Annotated in this window: 21 protein-coding genes; 8 read left to right on the forward strand and 13 right to left on the reverse strand. The window is 41.2% G+C overall.

Going from position 1 to position 18,613, the window contains the following annotated elements:
* Nucleotides 1-150 precede the first annotated feature (150 nt).
* The 5 genes from cioA (at nucleotide 151) to mdcR (ending at nucleotide 5,280) form a co-directional block, all read left to right on the forward strand.
* Nucleotides 151-1,596 (forward strand): cytochrome ubiquinol oxidase subunit I, encoded by a 1,446-nt coding sequence (gene cioA, locus F928_RS14485; RefSeq protein WP_005076460.1) that lies wholly within the window; start codon nucleotides 151-153, stop codon nucleotides 1,594-1,596.
* Nucleotides 1,589-2,596: a cytochrome d ubiquinol oxidase subunit II gene (cydB, locus tag F928_RS14490; RefSeq protein ID WP_005076463.1), complete on the forward strand. Its 1,008-nt coding sequence runs from the start codon at nucleotides 1,589-1,591 to the stop codon at nucleotides 2,594-2,596. The genes cioA and cydB overlap by 8 nt, the downstream gene beginning before the upstream one ends.
* A 14-nt stretch (nucleotides 2,597-2,610) precedes the next feature.
* Nucleotides 2,611-2,745: a hypothetical protein gene (locus tag F928_RS14495; RefSeq protein WP_005076466.1), complete on the forward strand. Its 135-nt coding sequence runs from the start codon at nucleotides 2,611-2,613 to the stop codon at nucleotides 2,743-2,745.
* Between the two features lie 98 nt (nucleotides 2,746-2,843).
* Complete coding sequence (locus F928_RS14500) at nucleotides 2,844-4,262, forward strand: aminotransferase-like domain-containing protein (protein ID WP_005076470.1); 1,419 nt, start codon at nucleotides 2,844-2,846, stop codon at nucleotides 4,260-4,262.
* Between the two features lie 100 nt (nucleotides 4,263-4,362).
* Complete coding sequence (gene mdcR / locus F928_RS14505) at nucleotides 4,363-5,280, forward strand: LysR family transcriptional regulator (RefSeq protein WP_005076472.1); 918 nt, start codon at nucleotides 4,363-4,365, stop codon at nucleotides 5,278-5,280.
* 54 nt (nucleotides 5,281-5,334) lie between these two features.
* Here the strand turns inward: mdcR and madM are convergent, their stop codons facing one another.
* From madM to F928_RS14560, 11 genes are all read right to left on the reverse strand, one after another.
* Nucleotides 5,335-6,096: a malonate transporter subunit MadM gene (gene madM / locus F928_RS14510; RefSeq protein ID WP_000338775.1), complete on the reverse strand. Its 762-nt coding sequence runs from the start codon at nucleotides 6,094-6,096 to the stop codon at nucleotides 5,335-5,337.
* Between the two features lie 43 nt (nucleotides 6,097-6,139).
* Nucleotides 6,140-6,541 carry a malonate transporter subunit MadL gene (gene madL, locus F928_RS14515; protein WP_005076475.1) on the reverse strand — a complete coding sequence of 134 codons (402 nt, stop codon included), beginning with the start codon at nucleotides 6,539-6,541 and terminating at the stop codon, nucleotides 6,140-6,142.
* 53 nt (nucleotides 6,542-6,594) lie between these two features.
* The gene (gene mdcH / locus F928_RS14520) at nucleotides 6,595-7,527 is read right to left on the reverse strand and encodes a malonate decarboxylase subunit epsilon (RefSeq protein WP_005076477.1); all 933 of its coding nucleotides are present in this window, start codon (nucleotides 7,525-7,527) and stop codon (nucleotides 6,595-6,597) included.
* A 12-nt stretch (nucleotides 7,528-7,539) separates the two neighbouring features.
* The gene (mdcG, locus tag F928_RS14525; protein WP_016806155.1) at nucleotides 7,540-8,148 is read right to left on the reverse strand and encodes a malonate decarboxylase holo-ACP synthase; all 609 of its coding nucleotides are present in this window, start codon (nucleotides 8,146-8,148) and stop codon (nucleotides 7,540-7,542) included.
* Nucleotides 8,139-8,966 carry a biotin-independent malonate decarboxylase subunit gamma gene (gene mdcE, locus F928_RS14530; protein ID WP_005076481.1) on the reverse strand — a complete coding sequence of 276 codons (828 nt, stop codon included), beginning with the start codon at nucleotides 8,964-8,966 and terminating at the stop codon, nucleotides 8,139-8,141. The genes mdcG and mdcE overlap by 10 nt, the downstream gene beginning before the upstream one ends.
* Nucleotides 8,963-9,814 carry a biotin-independent malonate decarboxylase subunit beta gene (mdcD, locus tag F928_RS14535; RefSeq protein ID WP_005076484.1) on the reverse strand — a complete coding sequence of 284 codons (852 nt, stop codon included), beginning with the start codon at nucleotides 9,812-9,814 and terminating at the stop codon, nucleotides 8,963-8,965. The genes mdcE and mdcD overlap by 4 nt, the downstream gene beginning before the upstream one ends.
* A complete protein-coding gene (gene mdcC, locus F928_RS14540) occupies nucleotides 9,807-10,106 on the reverse strand; it encodes a malonate decarboxylase subunit delta (protein ID WP_005076487.1) in 300 nt (99 codons plus the stop codon). The genes mdcD and mdcC overlap by 8 nt, the downstream gene beginning before the upstream one ends.
* 2 nt (nucleotides 10,107-10,108) lie before the next feature.
* A complete protein-coding gene (gene mdcB / locus F928_RS14545) occupies nucleotides 10,109-10,993 on the reverse strand; it encodes a triphosphoribosyl-dephospho-CoA synthase (RefSeq protein WP_005076489.1) in 885 nt (294 codons plus the stop codon).
* A complete protein-coding gene (gene mdcA / locus F928_RS14550; protein WP_005076492.1) occupies nucleotides 10,993-12,672 on the reverse strand; it encodes a malonate decarboxylase subunit alpha in 1,680 nt (559 codons plus the stop codon). The genes mdcB and mdcA overlap by 1 nt, the downstream gene beginning before the upstream one ends.
* 166 nt (nucleotides 12,673-12,838) lie before the next feature.
* Nucleotides 12,839-13,432 (reverse strand): GNAT family N-acetyltransferase, encoded by a 594-nt coding sequence (locus F928_RS14555; RefSeq protein WP_002114164.1) that lies wholly within the window; start codon nucleotides 13,430-13,432, stop codon nucleotides 12,839-12,841.
* 42 nt (nucleotides 13,433-13,474) lie between these two features.
* Nucleotides 13,475-14,110 carry an FMN-binding negative transcriptional regulator gene (locus F928_RS14560; RefSeq protein WP_002114412.1) on the reverse strand — a complete coding sequence of 212 codons (636 nt, stop codon included), beginning with the start codon at nucleotides 14,108-14,110 and terminating at the stop codon, nucleotides 13,475-13,477.
* A gap of 114 nt (nucleotides 14,111-14,224) precedes the next feature.
* Here F928_RS14560 and F928_RS14565 point away from each other — a divergent pair, with 114 nt between their 5' ends.
* Entirely contained in the window at nucleotides 14,225-15,715 is a 1,491-nt protein-coding gene (locus F928_RS14565; protein ID WP_005076496.1) for a MocR-like pyridoxine biosynthesis transcription factor PdxR, read from the forward strand.
* A gap of 7 nt (nucleotides 15,716-15,722) precedes the next feature.
* Here the strand turns inward: F928_RS14565 and ywbG are convergent, their stop codons facing one another.
* Both ywbG and F928_RS14575 read right to left on the reverse strand, forming a co-directional pair.
* Nucleotides 15,723-16,412 (reverse strand): LrgB family protein, encoded by a 690-nt coding sequence (ywbG, locus tag F928_RS14570; RefSeq protein ID WP_005076498.1) that lies wholly within the window; start codon nucleotides 16,410-16,412, stop codon nucleotides 15,723-15,725.
* 12 nt (nucleotides 16,413-16,424) lie between these two features.
* Nucleotides 16,425-16,856 carry a CidA/LrgA family protein gene (locus F928_RS14575; RefSeq protein WP_002114274.1) on the reverse strand — a complete coding sequence of 144 codons (432 nt, stop codon included), beginning with the start codon at nucleotides 16,854-16,856 and terminating at the stop codon, nucleotides 16,425-16,427.
* Between the two features lie 110 nt (nucleotides 16,857-16,966).
* Here F928_RS14575 and F928_RS14580 point away from each other — a divergent pair, with 110 nt between their 5' ends.
* Entirely contained in the window at nucleotides 16,967-17,872 is a 906-nt protein-coding gene (locus F928_RS14580; RefSeq protein ID WP_005076501.1) for a LysR family transcriptional regulator, read from the forward strand.
* 113 nt (nucleotides 17,873-17,985) lie between these two features.
* Entirely contained in the window at nucleotides 17,986-18,612 is a 627-nt protein-coding gene (gene yfcF, locus F928_RS14585) for a glutathione transferase (RefSeq protein WP_005076503.1), read from the forward strand.
* The last annotated feature ends 1 nt before the right edge of the window (nucleotide 18,613 follow it).

Here is an 18,613-nt window from a genome sequence, read left to right on the forward strand (position 1 = left end):
CAAGCAATTATATTGCTTAACCCTGTTGGCATTTTACTTGCTAAGAAGATCTATCACAGAAGTAAGTTTAATAGCCAAAATACTTTGTTGCCTGAAAATAAGTATTTAACTCATTCAATCATCATCAGCTAGTTCACAGGGGGAAAGTTTATGAGTCTCGGTCTAACCGCTCTAGAATTAGCGCGAATACAATTTGCTTTTACAGTATCCTTCCATATTATTTTTCCGGCCACTTCCATCGGTCTTGCCTGCTTTTTAGCAGTGCTAGAGTGGAAATGGTTAAGAACCCAAAACCCGATTTATAAAGATCTCTTTAAATACTGGATTAAGATCTTTGCCGTTGCCTTCGGTATGGGTGTGGTCTCGGGCGTGGTTATGAGTTACCAGTTCGGTACAAACTGGAGTGAATTTTCACGCGTTGCCGGAAGTATTACTGGTCCTTTACTTACCTATGAAGTCTTGAGTGCCTTCTTCTTAGAAGCAGGTTTCTTAGGCATTATGTTATTTGGTTGGGGACGTGTTGGTCCTCGAGCCCATTTCTTCGCAACACTTATGGTTGCCATCGGAACATGTATTTCCATGTTCTGGATTCTATCTTCTAATAGCTGGATGCAGACACCTCAAGGCTTTGCCATCGAAAATGGCATTATTGTGCCAAAAGACTGGTTTGCAATTGTCTTTAACCCATCCTTCCCTTACCGCTTTGCCCACATGGGTGCTGCCGCCTTCTTAGTTTCATCATTATTGGTCGTCGGAACATCTGCATGGCATTTAGTAAAAGGCCGTCGTGATGAATTGGTGAAAAAATCGTTCTCGATGGGTCTCTGGATGGTGCTTGTGACTTCATGTTTACAAGTAGTAATTGGTGATAACCATGGTTTAAACACCCGTGAACATCAACCAGCCAAACTTGCGGCAATGGAAGGACACTGGGAAACCAATCACAATGAGCCAATGCCATTATTGCTTTTTGCAATTCCAGATATGAAAGAAGAACGTAACCACTTCGAAGTGGGTGTTCCTTATTTGGGTAGTTTAATTTTAACGCATAGCTTAGATGGCCAAGTGACAGGCTTAAAAGATTTCGCACCTGAAGACCGTCCAAATTCAACCATCGTTTTCTGGAGCTTCCGTGTGATGGTGGGTCTTGGTGTGCTCATGGTCACTCTGTCTTTAATTGCGCTTTGGTTACGTAAGCGTGGAAAACTCTATGAAACGTCTTGGTTCCATAAATTTGCTGTAGTGATGGGGCCTGCGGGTTATGTGGCAATGCTGGCTGGCTGGATTACTACCGAAGTAGGCCGTCAACCGTGGGTTGTATACGGGATTATGCGCACTAAAGACGGGCTTTCACATACCGTTTCGGCAGATCAGGTTGGACTTAGTCTCTTTATTTTTGTGGTGGTCTATACCATCGTTTTTGGTAGCGGTATTTACTACACCTTAAAACTCATTAATAAAGGCCCTGTATTTATCGATACACCAAATATTGAAACTGGTGGCGTTGGACACTTTAAAACACCAATGCGTCCACTCAGTGCTGTCGATGAAAACATTGACGATAATCAAAAATCTGGGGAGAAACATCATGATTGATCTTTCTTTAATATGGGTCGGTATTATTGGTTTAGGTGTTTTAATTTACGTGGTCATGGATGGTTTTGACTTAGGAATCGGAATTATGTTCCCTTTCATTAAGAACAGCCAAGAACGTGACGTCATGATGAATACCGTCGCTCCTGTTTGGGATGGTAACGAAACTTGGATGGTTCTCGGTGGCGCTGGTCTGTATGCAGCCTTCCCGCTGGTTTATTCAACAGTTTTATCAGCACTCTACCTGCCTATCATTTTCATGGTCATTGCCTTGATTTTCCGTGGAGTTGCTTTTGAATTCCGTTTTAAAGCTCATCGAACCAAGCACCTTTGGGACTTGGCTTTTATTTGGGGTTCAGTTTTAACCAGCTTCCTTCAAGGGATTATTTTGGGTGCTTATATTCAAGGAATCAAAACCGAAAATGGTATTTTTGCTGGTGGGTCTTTTGATTGGCTTTCCCCGTTTACGATCTTTACAGGTATTGGCGTAGTTGCCATGTATGCCACTTTAGGCTGTGGATGGCTGATTTTAAAAACCGAAAAAGGTTTGCAGCAACGTATGTATGAGCTTATGCCAAAGCTGATTATTGCACTGCTCATTATTTTTGGTGGGGTGAGTTTATATACGCCGTTGACGCATCCTGAAATTGCAGATCGCTGGTTCTCTTTACCAAATCTGTTCTATTTTAGTCCTGTACCGATTTTGGTCTTATTGTTTGTTGGCCTGATTTTATCAGCATGTAAAAAGCAGGATCATGACCTCAAACCATTTGCATATACATTGGCCCTCGTTTTCCTTGCATTTACTGGTTTTGTGATTAGTTTATGGCCCTATATTATTCCGCCATCAGTCACCATTTGGCAGGCAGCAGCGCCTCATTCAAGCCAGATGTTTGCTTTGGTCGGCGCACTTATTTTAATCCCGATCATTATTGCTTACACCATTGTGTCTTATTGGGTATTTAGAGACAAAGTTCGTGTAGGTGACGAAGGCTATCATTAAGTATGGAGGGTTTTATGAAAAAGTCATCCGTTAAACTCAATCAAACCCAATGGTTTATTCTGCTATGGATCGGTGGTTTTTTAGCCTTAGCTGTGATTGCGGGATTGTTTAAAGTTATCTTGATTTATGCAGCCCCTTACTTAAAGTAAATCTATTGTTCTAAACAAATGCCGTTTGTAGATTCTGCAAACGGCATTTATTATTGATTAAGTGCTTCTTTCATTTTGTTATTTCGTGCAGCTCATACATGTATAAATCAGAACAACTCGCTCATAGCATTCGCCAACTCATTGAGAGCGGCACTTTAAATGCACATGAAAAATTACCGTCATTGAGAGATCAGGTACAACGTTCTGGTTTTAGTTTAATGACCGTCATGAATGCTTATCAGGAGCTTGAATCACAAGGTCTGATCTATTCAAAAGAAAAATCTGGCTACTTCGTTGCCGAGCAAATTGCACTAAAGCCACTTGAACAATATTCAGTTGTTTCACTGAACTCTAAAATTGAAATTAATTCATTAGTTTTTAAATATCTTAAGTCAATTCAACATGAGTCCGTCGTACCTTTTGGTTCAGCTTTTCCGGACAGTCAGCTTTTAACAGCACCCAAACTTATTCAAATTATGGGACAGCTTGCCCGTCAAAGACAAAGTTATGACCAGACAACCAGTTTGCCTCCCGGTAATTTAGCCTTAAGAAAACTAATTGCTCAACGCTACTGTATGCAAGGCATACAGACAGACCCGGATGACATTGTCATTACATCTGGAGGTTTAGATGCACTGAACCTTTCGCTACAAGCTGTCGCTCAACCCGGCGATTATATTTTATTACAGCAAACTGTGTTTTATGGGGCTTGGCAAGCCGCCGAGCGTTTAGGACTTAAAGTGATTACCATTCCTGAACATCCACAACATGGTTTTGACCTAGAGGCATTTGAACAAGTCATTCAAACCTATCCAATCAAAGTGTGCTGGCTCATGCTGAATGCCCATAACCCGATTGGTTTTACAGTCAGTGATGACATTAAATATAAAATTGCCAAGTTGCTTCATGAACACCAAATTTATTTGATTGAAGATGATGTCTATGAAGAGCTTTTTTATGGCGGCCAAAAACCACTTTCGATGAAATATTTTGACCAACAAAATCTGGTACTGCACTGCTCTTCTTTTTCTAAAACATTAGGTGCAGGTTTTCGGGTTGGTTGGGTCTATGCCGGTAAATTTTCAGACCATATTCAACACTTACAGCTCATGAGTACCATTTCAGTAAATGCACTCATTCAAAATGCATTGGTTGAGTTTTTGTCTCATCATCATTATGAAAAACACTTGCGTACACTTAGACTTTCGCTTGAGCGTTATAAAAAGCAGTTTTATCACTATATAAAGCAACATCTGCCTAGCTCTTGCGAAGTGTATTACTACCCAAGTGGCTATTTTCTATGGGTCAAACTTCCTAGTACGCTAGACAGTATGCAAGTTTATGAAGAGTTGATTCAGCAAGATATTGGCGTTGCGCCAAGCCCTCTATTTAGTGTTTTACCCTCACAGCAGCATTATTTGAGAATCAATTGCTCTTTTGAATGGAACACTAAAATTCAAAGCGCATTAGATCAGGTTATCAAAACCATTCAACAAAGAGTTGAAGCAAGTCTCTAAAGAAATGCTTCGACCTAAGCACAATTTTATAGTCTTTATTTTGTGGTAACTTTATAACTCAAATCTATAGTTTTAAGGGAAACAGGTTCAAAGAATTAATATGGAAATTGATGAAGAACTCACCCTGAAAAAAATACAGATTTTTTTAGCTTTTATGCGCTGTGGAAATTTGTCTAAAACAGCCATAGAAATGCAGTTGAGTAATGTCAGTGTTCATAAAGCCTTACATTCTTTAGAAAGTGCTTTACGTTGCCCTCTTTTTAAAAATGAAGGCCGTAACCTCATTCCTTTAAAAAGTGCTTATGTCTTTGAAGAACGGGCACAAAAAATCGTACAAGACATTTTTATTACCGTAAATAAAACCAGAGAAGCCGCAGGCTTTGCAGCCAAGGTTTTACATTTAGGTTCTCTTTATTCTTTAACTGTAAATACGATTCCAAATGTGATTAGCGGCCTTAAAATCAGACGTAGTGAGCTTGATATTCAACTGTTGCTGAGCTCGAATCAGGATTTGGTGAAAAAGCTTAAAGCAACTGAGCTGGATGCCATTATCGTGGCTTTAAATGAAACCACTCAAGATGATGACTTTGAAATTTTGCCGATGTTTTCAGATGACATTTTTTTGGCCGTCAATAAAGATTCAAAATATGCCGATTTTAAAGATATTGATTTAAGCCTTTTAAAAGAAGAAACTTTTTTAACTTTAACTAAGGGTTTTGCAACTCATAACGACAGCGACATTATTTTTAAAAAAGCAGGTTTTTCACCAAAAGTTGCTTTACAGGTCAATGATATTTTTACCTTAATTAGTATGGTCAGCTCAGGTGTCGGTTTTGCTCTACTACCCGGCCGTATTTCTGCAGTTTATGAAAGCTCAGTCAAACTCATTCCGCTAAAACAGCAATATCATATGCAGCAAGAAATCGGTTTGGTCTTTCTAAAAAGCAAAGAACGAGACCCAAACTTACTTGCTCTGATTGCTGAATGTCGCATGTTCGCCACTAATTTTAAAAGATAAATATCGGCAACTTATTAAAGAATAATGAGTTGCCGTTATAGGATTTTCAAAAATTTATCCAAAAATCGCATTAACCGTTAAGAAAAAGACAGAAGGTCCAAGTAAGCACCCTAGTCCTGTATAGAAGGTTGCAACTAAAGCGCCATAAGGTACCAATCGTACATCTGTACCTGCCAATCCCGCAGCTGTACCACTGGTTGTTCCTGCCAAACCGCCAAAGACCATGGCAGAGCGTGGACTTTTTAGATACATAAATTTCGCAAGCAGTGGCGTCCCGACCATAAAGAAAACTGACTTGATTAAACCAATTGCAATAGAAAGTGCGATGACATCAGAACTCGCGCCAATTGCAGTACCAGTAATTGGACCTACAATATAAGTCATTGCGCCTGCACCGATCGTTGTCATCGAAATGGGATCTCGATAGCCCATGCTCCATGCAACCAAAACCCCAATTGCAAAAGGCACAACACAACCAAGCATTAATGCAATTAGACCAATTTTGCCTGCTTTCTTCACTTCTTTCACATCAACTTCAAATGCAGTTGAAGCAATCGCTAAATCACGAATCATGGCTCCGCCCAACAGCGCAAAACCAGAAAAAATAGCGATGTCCGAAACACCTTTGGTTCCCTGCGTATAAACTCCCGCAAAGTAAGCAACAACCAAACCTAAAGTAATCGCAATTGCAGAACTTTGTAGTTTTCCCTTCGTCAAATATTTTGAGAGTAGATGGGAAACAAACATCATTAAACCCGTTACTGCAAGAGCAGTAACTAATGCATTTTTTGATAACACAGCAATTATAGCGTCCATCATTTAAATCCTTTTTGATTGAACTTTTTGTAGTTTATGTTGCTTAGGCTATTTTTTCCTTGGGTTCTATCGTCCATTCATATGTTTCATAGTCACCACTCATTCTATTTAAATAACGGATGACTAAAACCGTGCCAATTAACGATGCAATAGAGACAATCAGCCCTAACATGCCACCCGATAATGCTGCAACAACATTTTGACCTGCCGACATCGCAACAACGATCGGAATATACATACCTGACCAATACAAGACGCCAAATTGTGTGACTTGAGGTAAGTAACCTTTTTTTGCCAATAATTCTTTAGATAAAATCAATAGAATCATTGAAATAGCAACGCCACCGACATTCGCTTTAACGCCTAATACCATGCCTAAGGTGTTGCCAAGATAGTCGCCTAATAAATGGCAGATCGCTAATATTGCTGTTCCATATATAATCATTGTAAATCCCTCATATCCTTGGGTTATTACTCAATTTTTAATTTGTATTGTAGTTACAAAGAAGCGTTATTTTCATTTTGCATTGCTAACTGAATGCTGTCTAAACGTATTCCCTGAAATGACAATACAGTTCCATCTTTAAATGTTCGGCGTGCAAGTGTAGTAAGCACCGTTCCCGGCAAAGCTTCGATCTGTAACCTTACACCTCGCTCCCATGCAGCTTGGATGGTACTTTCCCAATCTACAGTTCGACTCATATTAAAAGCCAAGTCATCACCAATCTGTTCTGGTCTGCTAAGCATACGAGCCGTTGTACCACTTAAATAACGTATTTTAGGCTGCTTTAAAGTCACTCCCTCCATAGACGCTGCAAGTTGCTTTGCTTGCTGACTTAATAATTCACAGTGCGATGGCACCGATACATCTAATTTTTTTGCCACCACGCCTTGTTGCCTTGCTAAAACAGCAACTTGATTCATGGCTTCAAAGCTTCCTGAAATAACGATCTGGTTATGTGCATTAATATTTGCAACAAACACCTCTGGCGTTATTTCATAAATCTGTTTGACCCATGTTTCAACAGCTGCACGATCTGTACCAATCAGAGCTGTCATGCCATATCCAGTGGGGTAAGCGTTTTGCATGAGTTCACCTCGATAGGCAACTAAACGAACGGCATCCTCAAAGGCTAAAACTCCTGCTACAACCGCAGCCGACCATGCACCAATTGATAAACCTGCTACATAATCTGGTGTTAAGTTTTCCGCTGTTAATAAGGCTGAACTCATCACACCTGAAACCAGCAAACAAAGCTGTACTGCACGTGTCGACTGCAATGCAGCCGGACTATCTAGCATCAAGACATCTTCTTTGAGTGCATCCGATGCACGCTCAAGGTATTCTTTAACTAGAGCGGTTTGAGGTAAGTCGTGCAACATATTGCTTCGTTGCACACCTTGCCCCGGATATACCCAAATTGAAGCCATGATATCTATTCCCTAATTCCATGGGTTTTCTACTAAAACAGCACCATCAGAACGTTTCAATAGAACTTTTCCACTGTTCCCAGCCCATTCTTTTAAGGCCAACCCGCCTTGCGGAAGTTGTAGCTGTATATCCACATTGAGCCCTGCTTGCTGAAAATTTTCGAGTAGCTCAATTGCCTGCTTTTTGGCAAAAGGTTGTTCAGCTCGAATCAATAAATCTATGTCACTTTGTTGGGTTACTGTTTTAATGCCCGTTGCCAGTTCAAACCCAAAACTTCCTGTATATCCCCAACATCCTGAAAAGTTTTTCATAATGCTAGAAATGCTCTGTAAACGTTCTGCCAAGTGCTCAAACTGCTGCAGATCTACATGAGTCAATTCTTCGGGTTTAAGTTGTCTGTTAATAGCAATTCTTGGCATTTGAGCTGCATATCGTTGATGACGAAATTGCCCCCTTATACCCACAGCCACCTGATTTTCAGGAGTAATTGCCCGTCGAACCACAACAGGATCACCTCGTTGCAATACCTCTCTCACCCAATGCGGAGCATCATCGGCCAAGCAATCGACCGTCATGCCCCACAACAAATCATGGGCTTCAAGCTTAAGTTTCATGACCATTGCTCACGCAATAATTCACGGACTTTTTTAGACATTTGACGGTTTTGGCCATGAAGTCTTTGTTCAAGTCCTCTCGATTGATCAGCATTAATTTCTTTAAACGCTTGAGCAATTGCCTGTTTCGCTAACAAAAGATCATCGTTTGTCGGTTGTTCAGGGTTTTCAATAGATAACAGTTCAGACAACAAACCCAACGTTGCATAACTTTCAATGTCATAGGCCATTGGAGGAATGCTTGATGCCAATTGCTCTAACTCATCAACCGATCGTAAGGTAACGCGTGCAGCAGATTCCTTACCCATTGCATGCACCATAACACCTGAATCTTTTAAGGCAATAATACGATTGGCTTGGTATCCATGCGCCAAGAAAGCACCCGACATCGACTTACCAACCAATAAACTCACAATAGGATGACCTGCTAATCTGGCTCTAACATAGCTATCTACTGCACCCGCTAAAGCTTGATGAATACCCAATAATTCTTCACGGCGCCCATAGGCCTGACTTGGCACATCAACCAAGCATAAAATGCCGCGTTTATTTTCAGTCTGTGCATCGGCTTGAATCACCTCATCAACTACTTTTGCCAAACTCCAGCCTTCTAGCAGTCCAACTTCACCTTGTTTTGCCCGCGGGAACAGATTATTGCTGTCTTGGACAACTGCAATTACACGTACTGCTTGCTGATCAATCTGACCATCAGCTACCCAAACAGAAGCTGGAAAACCTTCAACTGTCTTAAAGTCCTGTGTAAATGCTTTAAACCAATGTGCACCACGAGTAGATGCTTTTAATGTATCAACGGCGATATTCATGCTTGCTCTCCTTGATACAAAGCTTGAACCTGTGCTGGGGTAATTTGCTCAGCAGTATCGACTTTTTGTAGCTTCGCTAAATAGAATGAGTAATTTGAACTACGATGCTGATGAGGCACGCCTTGAGTTAAATAATCGATGACTTGCTGACGAATTTTCTGGCGATCATCGTCAACATAAGCATCTGCCAAACCACTAGCGAAACGCTGATTACCACCAGTAATACTCCATATAAATGGACGATCTTTAGCGTTATATTCTTGTACACCGCCTTCTTGTTCAATTACTTGCGGGCCATTTAAACCTAAACGTCCTTCTTGTGTCATTACAATATAGCTACATAGGCCAGCCGCAATTGACATACCGCCAAAGCACCCTACACTGCCTGCAACTACTGCAATGACGGGTTGATACTGACGTAAGTTCACAATTGCAGCCTGAATTTCAGCGATTGCAGCCAAACCCAGATTTGCTTCTTGTAAGCGAACGCCGCCCGTCTCTAATAGTAAAATTGCCGCTGTTGGAATACCTTTCAGATTGTCTTCAACTGTAAGTTCTAAGGCACCCGCAATTTTAGCTCCGCCTACCTCGCCTAAACTTCCGCCTTGAAATAAGCCTTCAATTGAAATTAAAACCACTGGGCATTCTTGAATAGATCCTTTTGCAATTACTACACCATCATCGGCTTGCGGGACAATATTTTGCTTAACGAGCCAAGGTGACATAACACGTGAAAATGGGTCGAGTAACTCTCGAAAAGTCCCTTCATCTAATAGCGCTTTGGCACGTTCTCTTGCACTAAGTTCAATAAAATCTTGTTTATTTAACAAACTCTGAATATCAGTCATGAGCAATCTCCTCCAATGCTTGTTCTAGACGTAAGCGAACGACACCAGGAGTTGCACCAAAATCATGAATATCAATATTGACCGCTGGTGGTATTTGCGCAGTAAAAATTCGTTCAAAAAGATTGTGCCAACGTGCTGCACTCCCATCTACCGAAGTTACTACCTGAATAGAAGTTTTTCCTGTTTCACCAGGTTCCATTAAAATTTCTAAATCGCCCGAGCCAACACATCCTACCAATGCTTTTTTTACAGGTGGCTTTGTCGCCACAAATTCAAAATGAAGTGTTTCCATAATCAAAATCCCTCTTTATTTTTTAAAGATGACTGCTGAGCACGATCTATAAACAGTGTTGTTGCCAACAAATCTGCGGCACCACCAGCGGAAGCTTTCATCCGAAGCAGATCAAGCTCTAAAAGATGCAAAGCACGTCGACCTTCTAAGCTTGAGCTACCGCCCAAATCCAATACTTGCTGTGCGCCTTGTTGCATACGCTTTAAACCAGATGTGCCAGAGCGATAAAGCACACAGGTATCGGTCAAATCTGTCATCATGGCAAGCAAGGCATCTAAGCGAGCAAACTCTTCTTTCATGGGTTTACTACGACTTTGATAAAGTTGCTTTAACCCAAAATTCACAATAGTTGGAAAGCCTTGTTGTGCCTGTTCTTTGGCACCTAAGATGCCTAATTTCTTTTGTACTTGCTGACCATGACTCAAAGCCTGCTTTGGAATAAAGCGATCTTCAAGCTGAGCAATCTGCCCTGCTAACTGGCATAGCTCAACAGCCGATAAATATTGCTGATTACTGCGCGCTAATGCTGCTGCGGTAACCATTAAACCCAAGGCCCAAATTGCACCGCGGTGTGTGTTGACACCGTCTGTTGCCAACATCATGGTCTTTTCACCTTGGCGACCGATTTCTCCAATGTCTTCACGCAAAGCTAAACAGACTTTTCCATGATGCTTTGCAGCTTGCGCCATCGCATCAAACATAAGCCCTAAACTTTTCGCAGAGCGCTCCATTAACTCCAAAGTCAGGTCATCATGCGCACCACTGCCACGGCGATCGACCAAAGCTGGTTTCGGTGTCAGATTAACTTCATCAATTAACGCTTCAACCGCTAAACTTGCCAAAAGCTGACTATCGCTGAGCGTTTGATATTTAACTTGTGCCATCATTACCAACTCCTGAATTTTGCAGGGGGTTGATATAAACCATCTGACCATGTCACCAAGTCGGCAATATTTTTTGCAGCTAAAAGTTCACGTGTGGCATCGGTACGGAGAATACCTAAATCTTCAGGGAATACCACCAAGCCTTCGCTTCTTAAACGTGCTGTTGTTTTAGGGTCTTGAGTTAAACCAATACTGGTCACACCTGCCACCGCAGCAATCATGGCTTGGCGCTCTTCTTGGCTGCTTGCTTTATATAGATAAGCAATGCCTTCTTCAGTCAGTAAATGGGTCACATCATCGCCATAAATCATGATCGGTGCTAAAGGCAAACCAGCCGTTTTAGCCACATCAATCGCATCAAGGCGATCTACAAAAGTTGGCTTACCTCCTTCTTGGAAAGTTTCCACCATTTGCACAACTAGCTTTTTACCGCGTGCCAAATAAGTTTCAGTTTCACTGGCACCTTGTAAACGCATATCTAACCATGCTAGCGTATCGTGACGACGTCCGCGTGGATCATGCCCCATATTTGGTGCACCACCAAAACCAGCTAAACGGCCTTTTGTGACAGTCGAAGAATGGCCCATGCCATCAACTTGCAAAGTTGCGCCAATAAACAAGTCAACGGCGTACTGTCCTGCAAGCTGACACATCATACGGTTGGAACGTAAAGCGCCATCACGACCTGTAAAGAATACGTCGGGACGAGCTGCAACATATTTTTCCATACCGAGTTCAGTACCAAAACAATGCACGCTTTCAACCCAACCTGTTTCAATCGCTGGAATTAAGGTTGGATGCGGATTTAGTGTCCAATTTCGGCAAATTTTTCCTTTTAAACCTAAAGACTCACCATAGGTCGGTAAAATCAGTTCAATTGCCGCAGTGTTAAAACCAATACCATGGTTTAACGATTGCACATTATGCTTTTCATAAATTCCGCGAATTGCCATCATCGCCATGAGTACATGCACAGGCTTGATATGTTTCGGGTCACGGGTAAATAACGGTTCGATATAAAATGGCTGATCTGCAACCACCACATAATCCACCCAAGAAGCAGGAATATCGACACGGGGTAACTCTGAGACGTCATCGACCAATTCATTGACCTGAACAATCACAATACCGTCACTAAAAGCGGCAGGTTCAATCAGTGCCGGAGAATCTTCAGTACTTGGCCCTGTATAGATATTGCCTTGGCGGTCTGCCATAAAGCCCGCTGAGAGCACCACATTTGGAATGAGATCGACTACCAAACGTGAATATAGTTCGATATAGGTATGAATCGCACCAATCTCTAGTAAACCATCTTCAATTAACTGACTAATACGCAAACTTTGTGGGCCAGCAAAAGAAAAATCGAGCTTACGTGCAATGCCTTTTTCAAACAGATCAAGATGTTCTGAACGCCCTACGCTTGGCATGATCATATGCAAATCATGCAAAATATCTGGATTGGTTTGAGCCAAAGAGCGCGATAAAAAATCTGCTTGCTTTTGGTTATTCCCTTCGAGTACAACTCTGTCACCCGGAGTAATCAGGGTTTCTAAAACTTTAATAATGTCTTGAGTTGGAATCACCACACCATCTGTATATTGGTTTGCCATCTCTAGTTTTAGTTGTTTGGCATGACGCCGCTTTGTCCATAACCGTTCTTTATTCTGAACTGAGCCTTCCATGTGTTTACCTATAGATCGCAGTTTTGTTCTGAATCTATAAAAACGCTTTATGGAGTTTCGATCAATCAACCTAGATGAGTTGTTATTAACTTCAGGTTAATGATTGCCGCAGCTTCTCTCTTCTGGCTGAGCCAAAAAAGAGAAAAGCAGTTTGTTTAAATTCTTTTTAACGCGGTTTGCTCAATAGCCATTCTAGATTTTGACGGACCGCAGGCCACTCATGTTTCAAAATGCTATAAACATGAGTGTCCCGCAAAATATCATCTTTCACAATTTGATGACTTCTTAGCACACCATCGAGTTTTGCACCTAAGCGTACAATCGCGGCTTGACTTTGAACATTTAAAGAAGATGTGCGTAACTCAACCGCAATACAGTTTAAAGTCTCAAATGCATGAGCCAATAGCAGCTTTTTACATTCAGTATTTACAGGCGTACGTTGTGCAGACTTTCGATACCACGTCGAACCAATTTCTACACGGCGATGAGCTTCTTCAATATGCATGAGAGTGGTCATGCCCAGTGCTCGCCCCGTTTTTCGGTCTTCAATATAAAATGGCAACATAGAGCCGGCTTTTTGCAAATCAAGACGTCTTTCAATTTCAGCAGTCATTTGTTCAGGTCTTGGCACACGGGTATACCAAAGATTATAGAGTTCCCCATCGCAAACGGCCTCTTTGAGCGCTTCAGCTTGAGTTACATCTAGCGGCTTTAAAATAACGTGCTCACCCACTAATTCAACAGGTGTAGTCAAAGACATCTTTTTCTCCTCAATTGATATTAAGCTTTTATATTTTCAAAATTATTTATTTAACTCAGCCACACTGTACATGGCATTCGCTATAGTTTGATGACCAGATTTCGATAGGCCATCTGCCGCGCCTAAAATGTCCCGGCGTTCTTTGTTTTGCCCAAGTTTTGATTTTCCTTGCAGCTTGGTAATTTCAATCTCAATACCTACAATGGCTTTTAACATCGGTTCAAGATAATCCTTTGGTGCATCGGACATTTTCCATGGTTCAGGTTGAGATGCTTCATGAGTGCGGGTTAAGCGAGCTACTACACCACGAACATAACGCTCATCATCCCGAATTGTCACTTTGCCATAAGCATGCACAACCCTATAGTTCCATGTCGGTACTTGTCTGTGCTGTTCATGTTTAGATGGATACCAGTTTGGTGAAATATAAGCATCGCTTGCTTGGAACACGACAATTACCTCATCTCCACTTTTAATATCCTGCCAAACAGAATTATTTCGTGACACATGCGCATGTAGCACACCCAAGTTCCCTTCGCTTGCCTGTAATTCGAATGGAAGATGATTTGCATCTAAGCCATTACTTCCATGAGTAAAAAGCACTCCAAATGGATGTTCTGCAATAAGAGAATGCAATACATCCAAACTGTTTTCTGCAAAATCATCAGGGATATACATGGCTAAAACCTCACTGTAAATATCAGGGTTATTTATATTTTGTGTTGTAAATTTTCTGGTTTATGTGGTTTATTAAAAAGAACCACTTTGTATTTTTTTAAGTAGACCAGAATTATGGCAAGAATGGCAAAAGTTGTTGAACTTCCGTCTATTGCAAAGATTGATAAAAGCCAAGGAAAGATAAGTGCTCAACTGACTCAAGCTTTACGCGAAGCTGTACAAAGTGGTGATTTACAGCCTGGCGATCCATTGCCTTCTTCACGTGAATTGGCTTTAACCCTAGGTGTCGCTCGCGGAACCATTATTGAAGCTTACGATCAGCTTTTAGCTGAAGGTGTGTTTGACTCTCAACCACGAACTGGCACTTATGTGTCTCATTCTTTGGTTAAAACATCTGTAATACAACACTCATCAAAAGAAAATAAACCTAACTCGATATCTTTGACCAAATCGGCACGTTCTTATGCCAAAGTGCTTGATGAATTTAAGCCACTTCCCCATGTTCCTTTTGCGGTATCTGTCCCCGTTGGACGGACTCAACCGAGCGACATCTGGCGTAAATTTGGTAATAAATTTAGAGCTCGGGGTGCAGGTGCCCCTTCGGGTTATGGCGAACCTCAAGGCGTGTTATCACTAAGAGTCGCTATAGCAGACTATGTCCGACGGTCACGCTCTGTCCACTGCGAACCTGACCAAATTGTGATTACACCTGGCATCCAGCAATCACTTTATATTTGCAGTCAGATTTTATTTGAAGCAAAAGATGAAGTCTGGATTGAGGATCCGGCTTATCGGGGTACAACGGCTATTTTTGAACATGCTGTACAAAACATTCGGATGGTACGTGTTCCTGTTGATGAAGAAGGCATTCAGGTTGAAACTGGAATTAAGCTTTCTAAACATGCACGTGCTGCTTTTGTAACCCCATCTCACCAATATCCACTTGGCATGCCGATGAGTCTAGCAAGACGCACTGCTTTATTGGCTTGGGCAAAACAGCAAAATGCATGGATCATTGAAGATGACTATGACAGCGAACTCCGTTATAACGGTCAGCCCTTCCCATCTTTACAAGGCATGGCACCCGACCAAGTCATTTATCTGGGTACTTTCAGCAAAGTACTATTTCCTTCCCTTAGACTTGGCTATGCAGTATTACCTAAAGAATTGGTAGCACCTTTTTGTGGGCTTAGAGTCTTAATTGATCGACACCCACCTGCTGCCGACCAGCACGTTTTGGCTGCTTTTATTCAAGAAGGCTATTTAGAACGGCATATTCGACGCACTCGAAATGTCTATGCAGAAGTCCGCGAATACATTATTGGTTTGATTGAAAAATACATACCTCAAGAGCTGGCTTGGTTACAGCCAGGCGATCAAGGCATGCATATGGTGTTATGGCTTGCTCAGCATATTAATGATATTGACGTTGCAAGTTCGGCAATCGATGCAGGCATTGCCATCAAAGCAATTTCACCGACATTTTCAAAAGAGCGGCAACGTTCGGGTTTAATTGTCGGCTTAGGCGATTTTGAACCCGAACTGATGCAACAAGCCATAAAAAAACTATCAAAGATTATTCAACAATATGACAAGCCGACTTAGACAAAGCCTACAATAACAGCCATAGATGAATCGCAAATGGCCCAATCAGTACCATTAAAATACCTGCAATGACCATGGTTAAACTGGCAATCACTCCTTCTTCACTATTTCTTTGCTGTGCTCTCACTGTACCAAAACCGTGGGCTGCATTTCCGAAAGCTGCCCCATTGGCCACATTTGAACGAATTTTAGTAATCGCTAAAATTGCGTCACCACAAATCATACCGACCAAACCAGTAATAACGGTAAATAGTGAAACCAATGCTGCCGAACCATGAATATCTTCGGCTAAAATCATGGCAAAAGGTGTTGAAATAGAACGTGCCATTAAACTGTTGGTCACTTCTGGGCTAAAGTGGAACCACTGAGCCATCTCATAGGCTGACATCACACCTACACTCATCCCCACAATAATCGCAATTGAAAGGACTCCAAGGTTTTTACGAATCGTTTCCCGATAACGATAAATCGGTACAGCAAACGCAACCGTTGCAGGCCCTAATAAATTAACAATCCACTGCGTATCTTTTGAATAAGTTTGGTATGAAATTCCAAAAATCGTCATCAAAATGATGGTGAGTACAGGCACACTAATCGCGGGTGACAACCAAAGTTTTGGATTTTTCTGATAGATCCGCTTTGCCACAATATAGGCTGCCAAAGTCCAGATCAGACAAAGAATTGACCAGATATTCATGTCGTTTGCTCTTTAGATATGCTTATGTTGAAGACGTTTTCGAGCCTGTAAATAAGCTTTCAAACGATTGTAATAGTGAATCGTCAGGCACGTACTGAGCATGACCGAAATGGTCCCAACCGCAATGCTCAAGACAATTTGCCACCCTTCGGTCATAAACAAGGTTTTATACTGAACTACGGCAACGACTACAGGCACAAAAAACAGTAATAGCTCACCTAAAACCACAGTTGCTCCCATTGCCACCTGATCCATTTTGATAATTTTAAAGAACAGGCATAAAAGTAATAAAAACATACCTAAAATACCTGCCGAGACAGGTACACCGAGCTTTTGATGTAAAAGATACCCGATCCACCAAAATCCAGCCAAAATCAAAATTTGTTTAACTAAAACTAAAAGTGAAGGTTGTTTGGGTGTTCCAGAAGCAGATTCAGTACTCATTTTGCGAAATTAAATGGTTAACTACACTATTATGCTAGCTTGGTTAGACCTGCTAAATATGAATTATTCATGTTAATATTATTCCAAAATGGAATAATTTATTCTTTATTATGCTTTCACTAAAATCATTACAGTGCTTTGTTACGCTGGTAAAAACTAAAAGTTTTACCCATACTGCTGAAGAGTTATATCTGACTCAGCCCACCATTAGTAAAATATTACAGCAGTTTGAAGAGCAGCTTCAGGTACAGCTTTTGGTTAAACCCGATCATGGACGAAAAAGACAAATTGAATTAACCGAAATTGGAGAGCGCATATATCAACATGCGGTCGAGCTTCTTCAGGCAGAACAGAACATTTTTCTTGAAATTGAAAACTACCAACAATTAAAAACTGGGACTTTAAAACTTGGTGTTCCACCTTTAGGTTCGCAGCTTCTGACGACTGCCCTGTTTGATTATCATCAGCAATTGCCAGATATTGAATTGGCTTTTATGGAGGTTGGTTCACGCGGTATTGAACAGGCTTTACTCAATAATGAGCTAGACGTTGGCGTTTTATTGCAGCCTTTTGATGAGCAAACTTTTAATAGCATCGAGTTATGTAACTACCCTTTAATGGTACTTTTACGTCGTGATGCGACTTGGGCAACCCGCAAAAAAATAAATCTAGAAGAGCTACAACACCAATCATTTTTAATGTTTCCAGAGAATTTTTCTTTAAACAGTATTATTCTCAATGCATGTAAGCAGCATGGTTTCTACCCAACCATTGCGTGCCGGACCAGCCAATGGCACCTCTTAGCAGACATGGTGTTACAACGTATGGGGATCGCGCTTCTTCCTCAATATTATACCGACATGCTTGACCCGACTTTATTTGCAGCAGTGCCACTCGAAAAACCAAATATTCAATGGCACTTAGTCATGGCTTGGAAAAAAAATCTTCCTGTTTCACCAGCAGTACAAGCTTGGCTTAGCATTGTCCGTCAACATTTTCAGCACATTAAGCCCTAACGTTGAAATAGCTTAATTCAAAAACCGATAAAGCTTTTCCACAAAAAAGCTACCCAATCTTGGATCAGCTCACTTAGACTAGATCCGATTGTTTTATGACATGGACAATAACAATGAATAATGAACATTTTAAGCTGTACACAGATTCACAATTTCTAAGTCCCTACGCGTTTACTGTTTTTGTAGGACTACATGAAAAACAAATTCCATTTGAAATAGCGACCATCAACTTAGGCCAGCAAGGCCAGTTTGAAAAATCTTATGTAGAAAAGTCATTAACTGCCAAAGTGCCTGTACTCGAGCATAACGATTTTGCCTTATCAGAATCTTCTGCCATTTTGGAATATCTTGAAGAGCTTTATCCAAACACATCTATTTATCCAAAAGATATTCAAGCACGCGCAAGAGCAAGACAAATTCAGGCATGGCTCCGATCGGACTTAGTTGCACTAAGAACTGAGCGTCCAACCGATGTTATTTTTATTCAGCCCACCTCCACTCCACTTTCAGAAGAAGGTCTAAAAGCTGCGGAGAAACTTTTCTTTGTTGCAGAAAAACTTCTTGCGTCTGATGCCGAATTTCTTTTTGGTTCATGGAGCATTGTCGATGCTGAACTTGCCCTTATGTTGCAACGCCTTATTCAAAATGGTGATGCTGTACCAGAACGTTTAAAAAACTATGCATTACAGCAATGGCAAAGACCGACCGTACAAAAATGGCTTGCCTTGCGAAATAACTAAG

The sequence above is a fragment of the Acinetobacter pittii ATCC 19004 = CIP 70.29 genome (assembly GCF_000369045.1).
Classification (GTDB): Bacteria; Pseudomonadota; Gammaproteobacteria; order Pseudomonadales; family Moraxellaceae; genus Acinetobacter; species Acinetobacter pittii.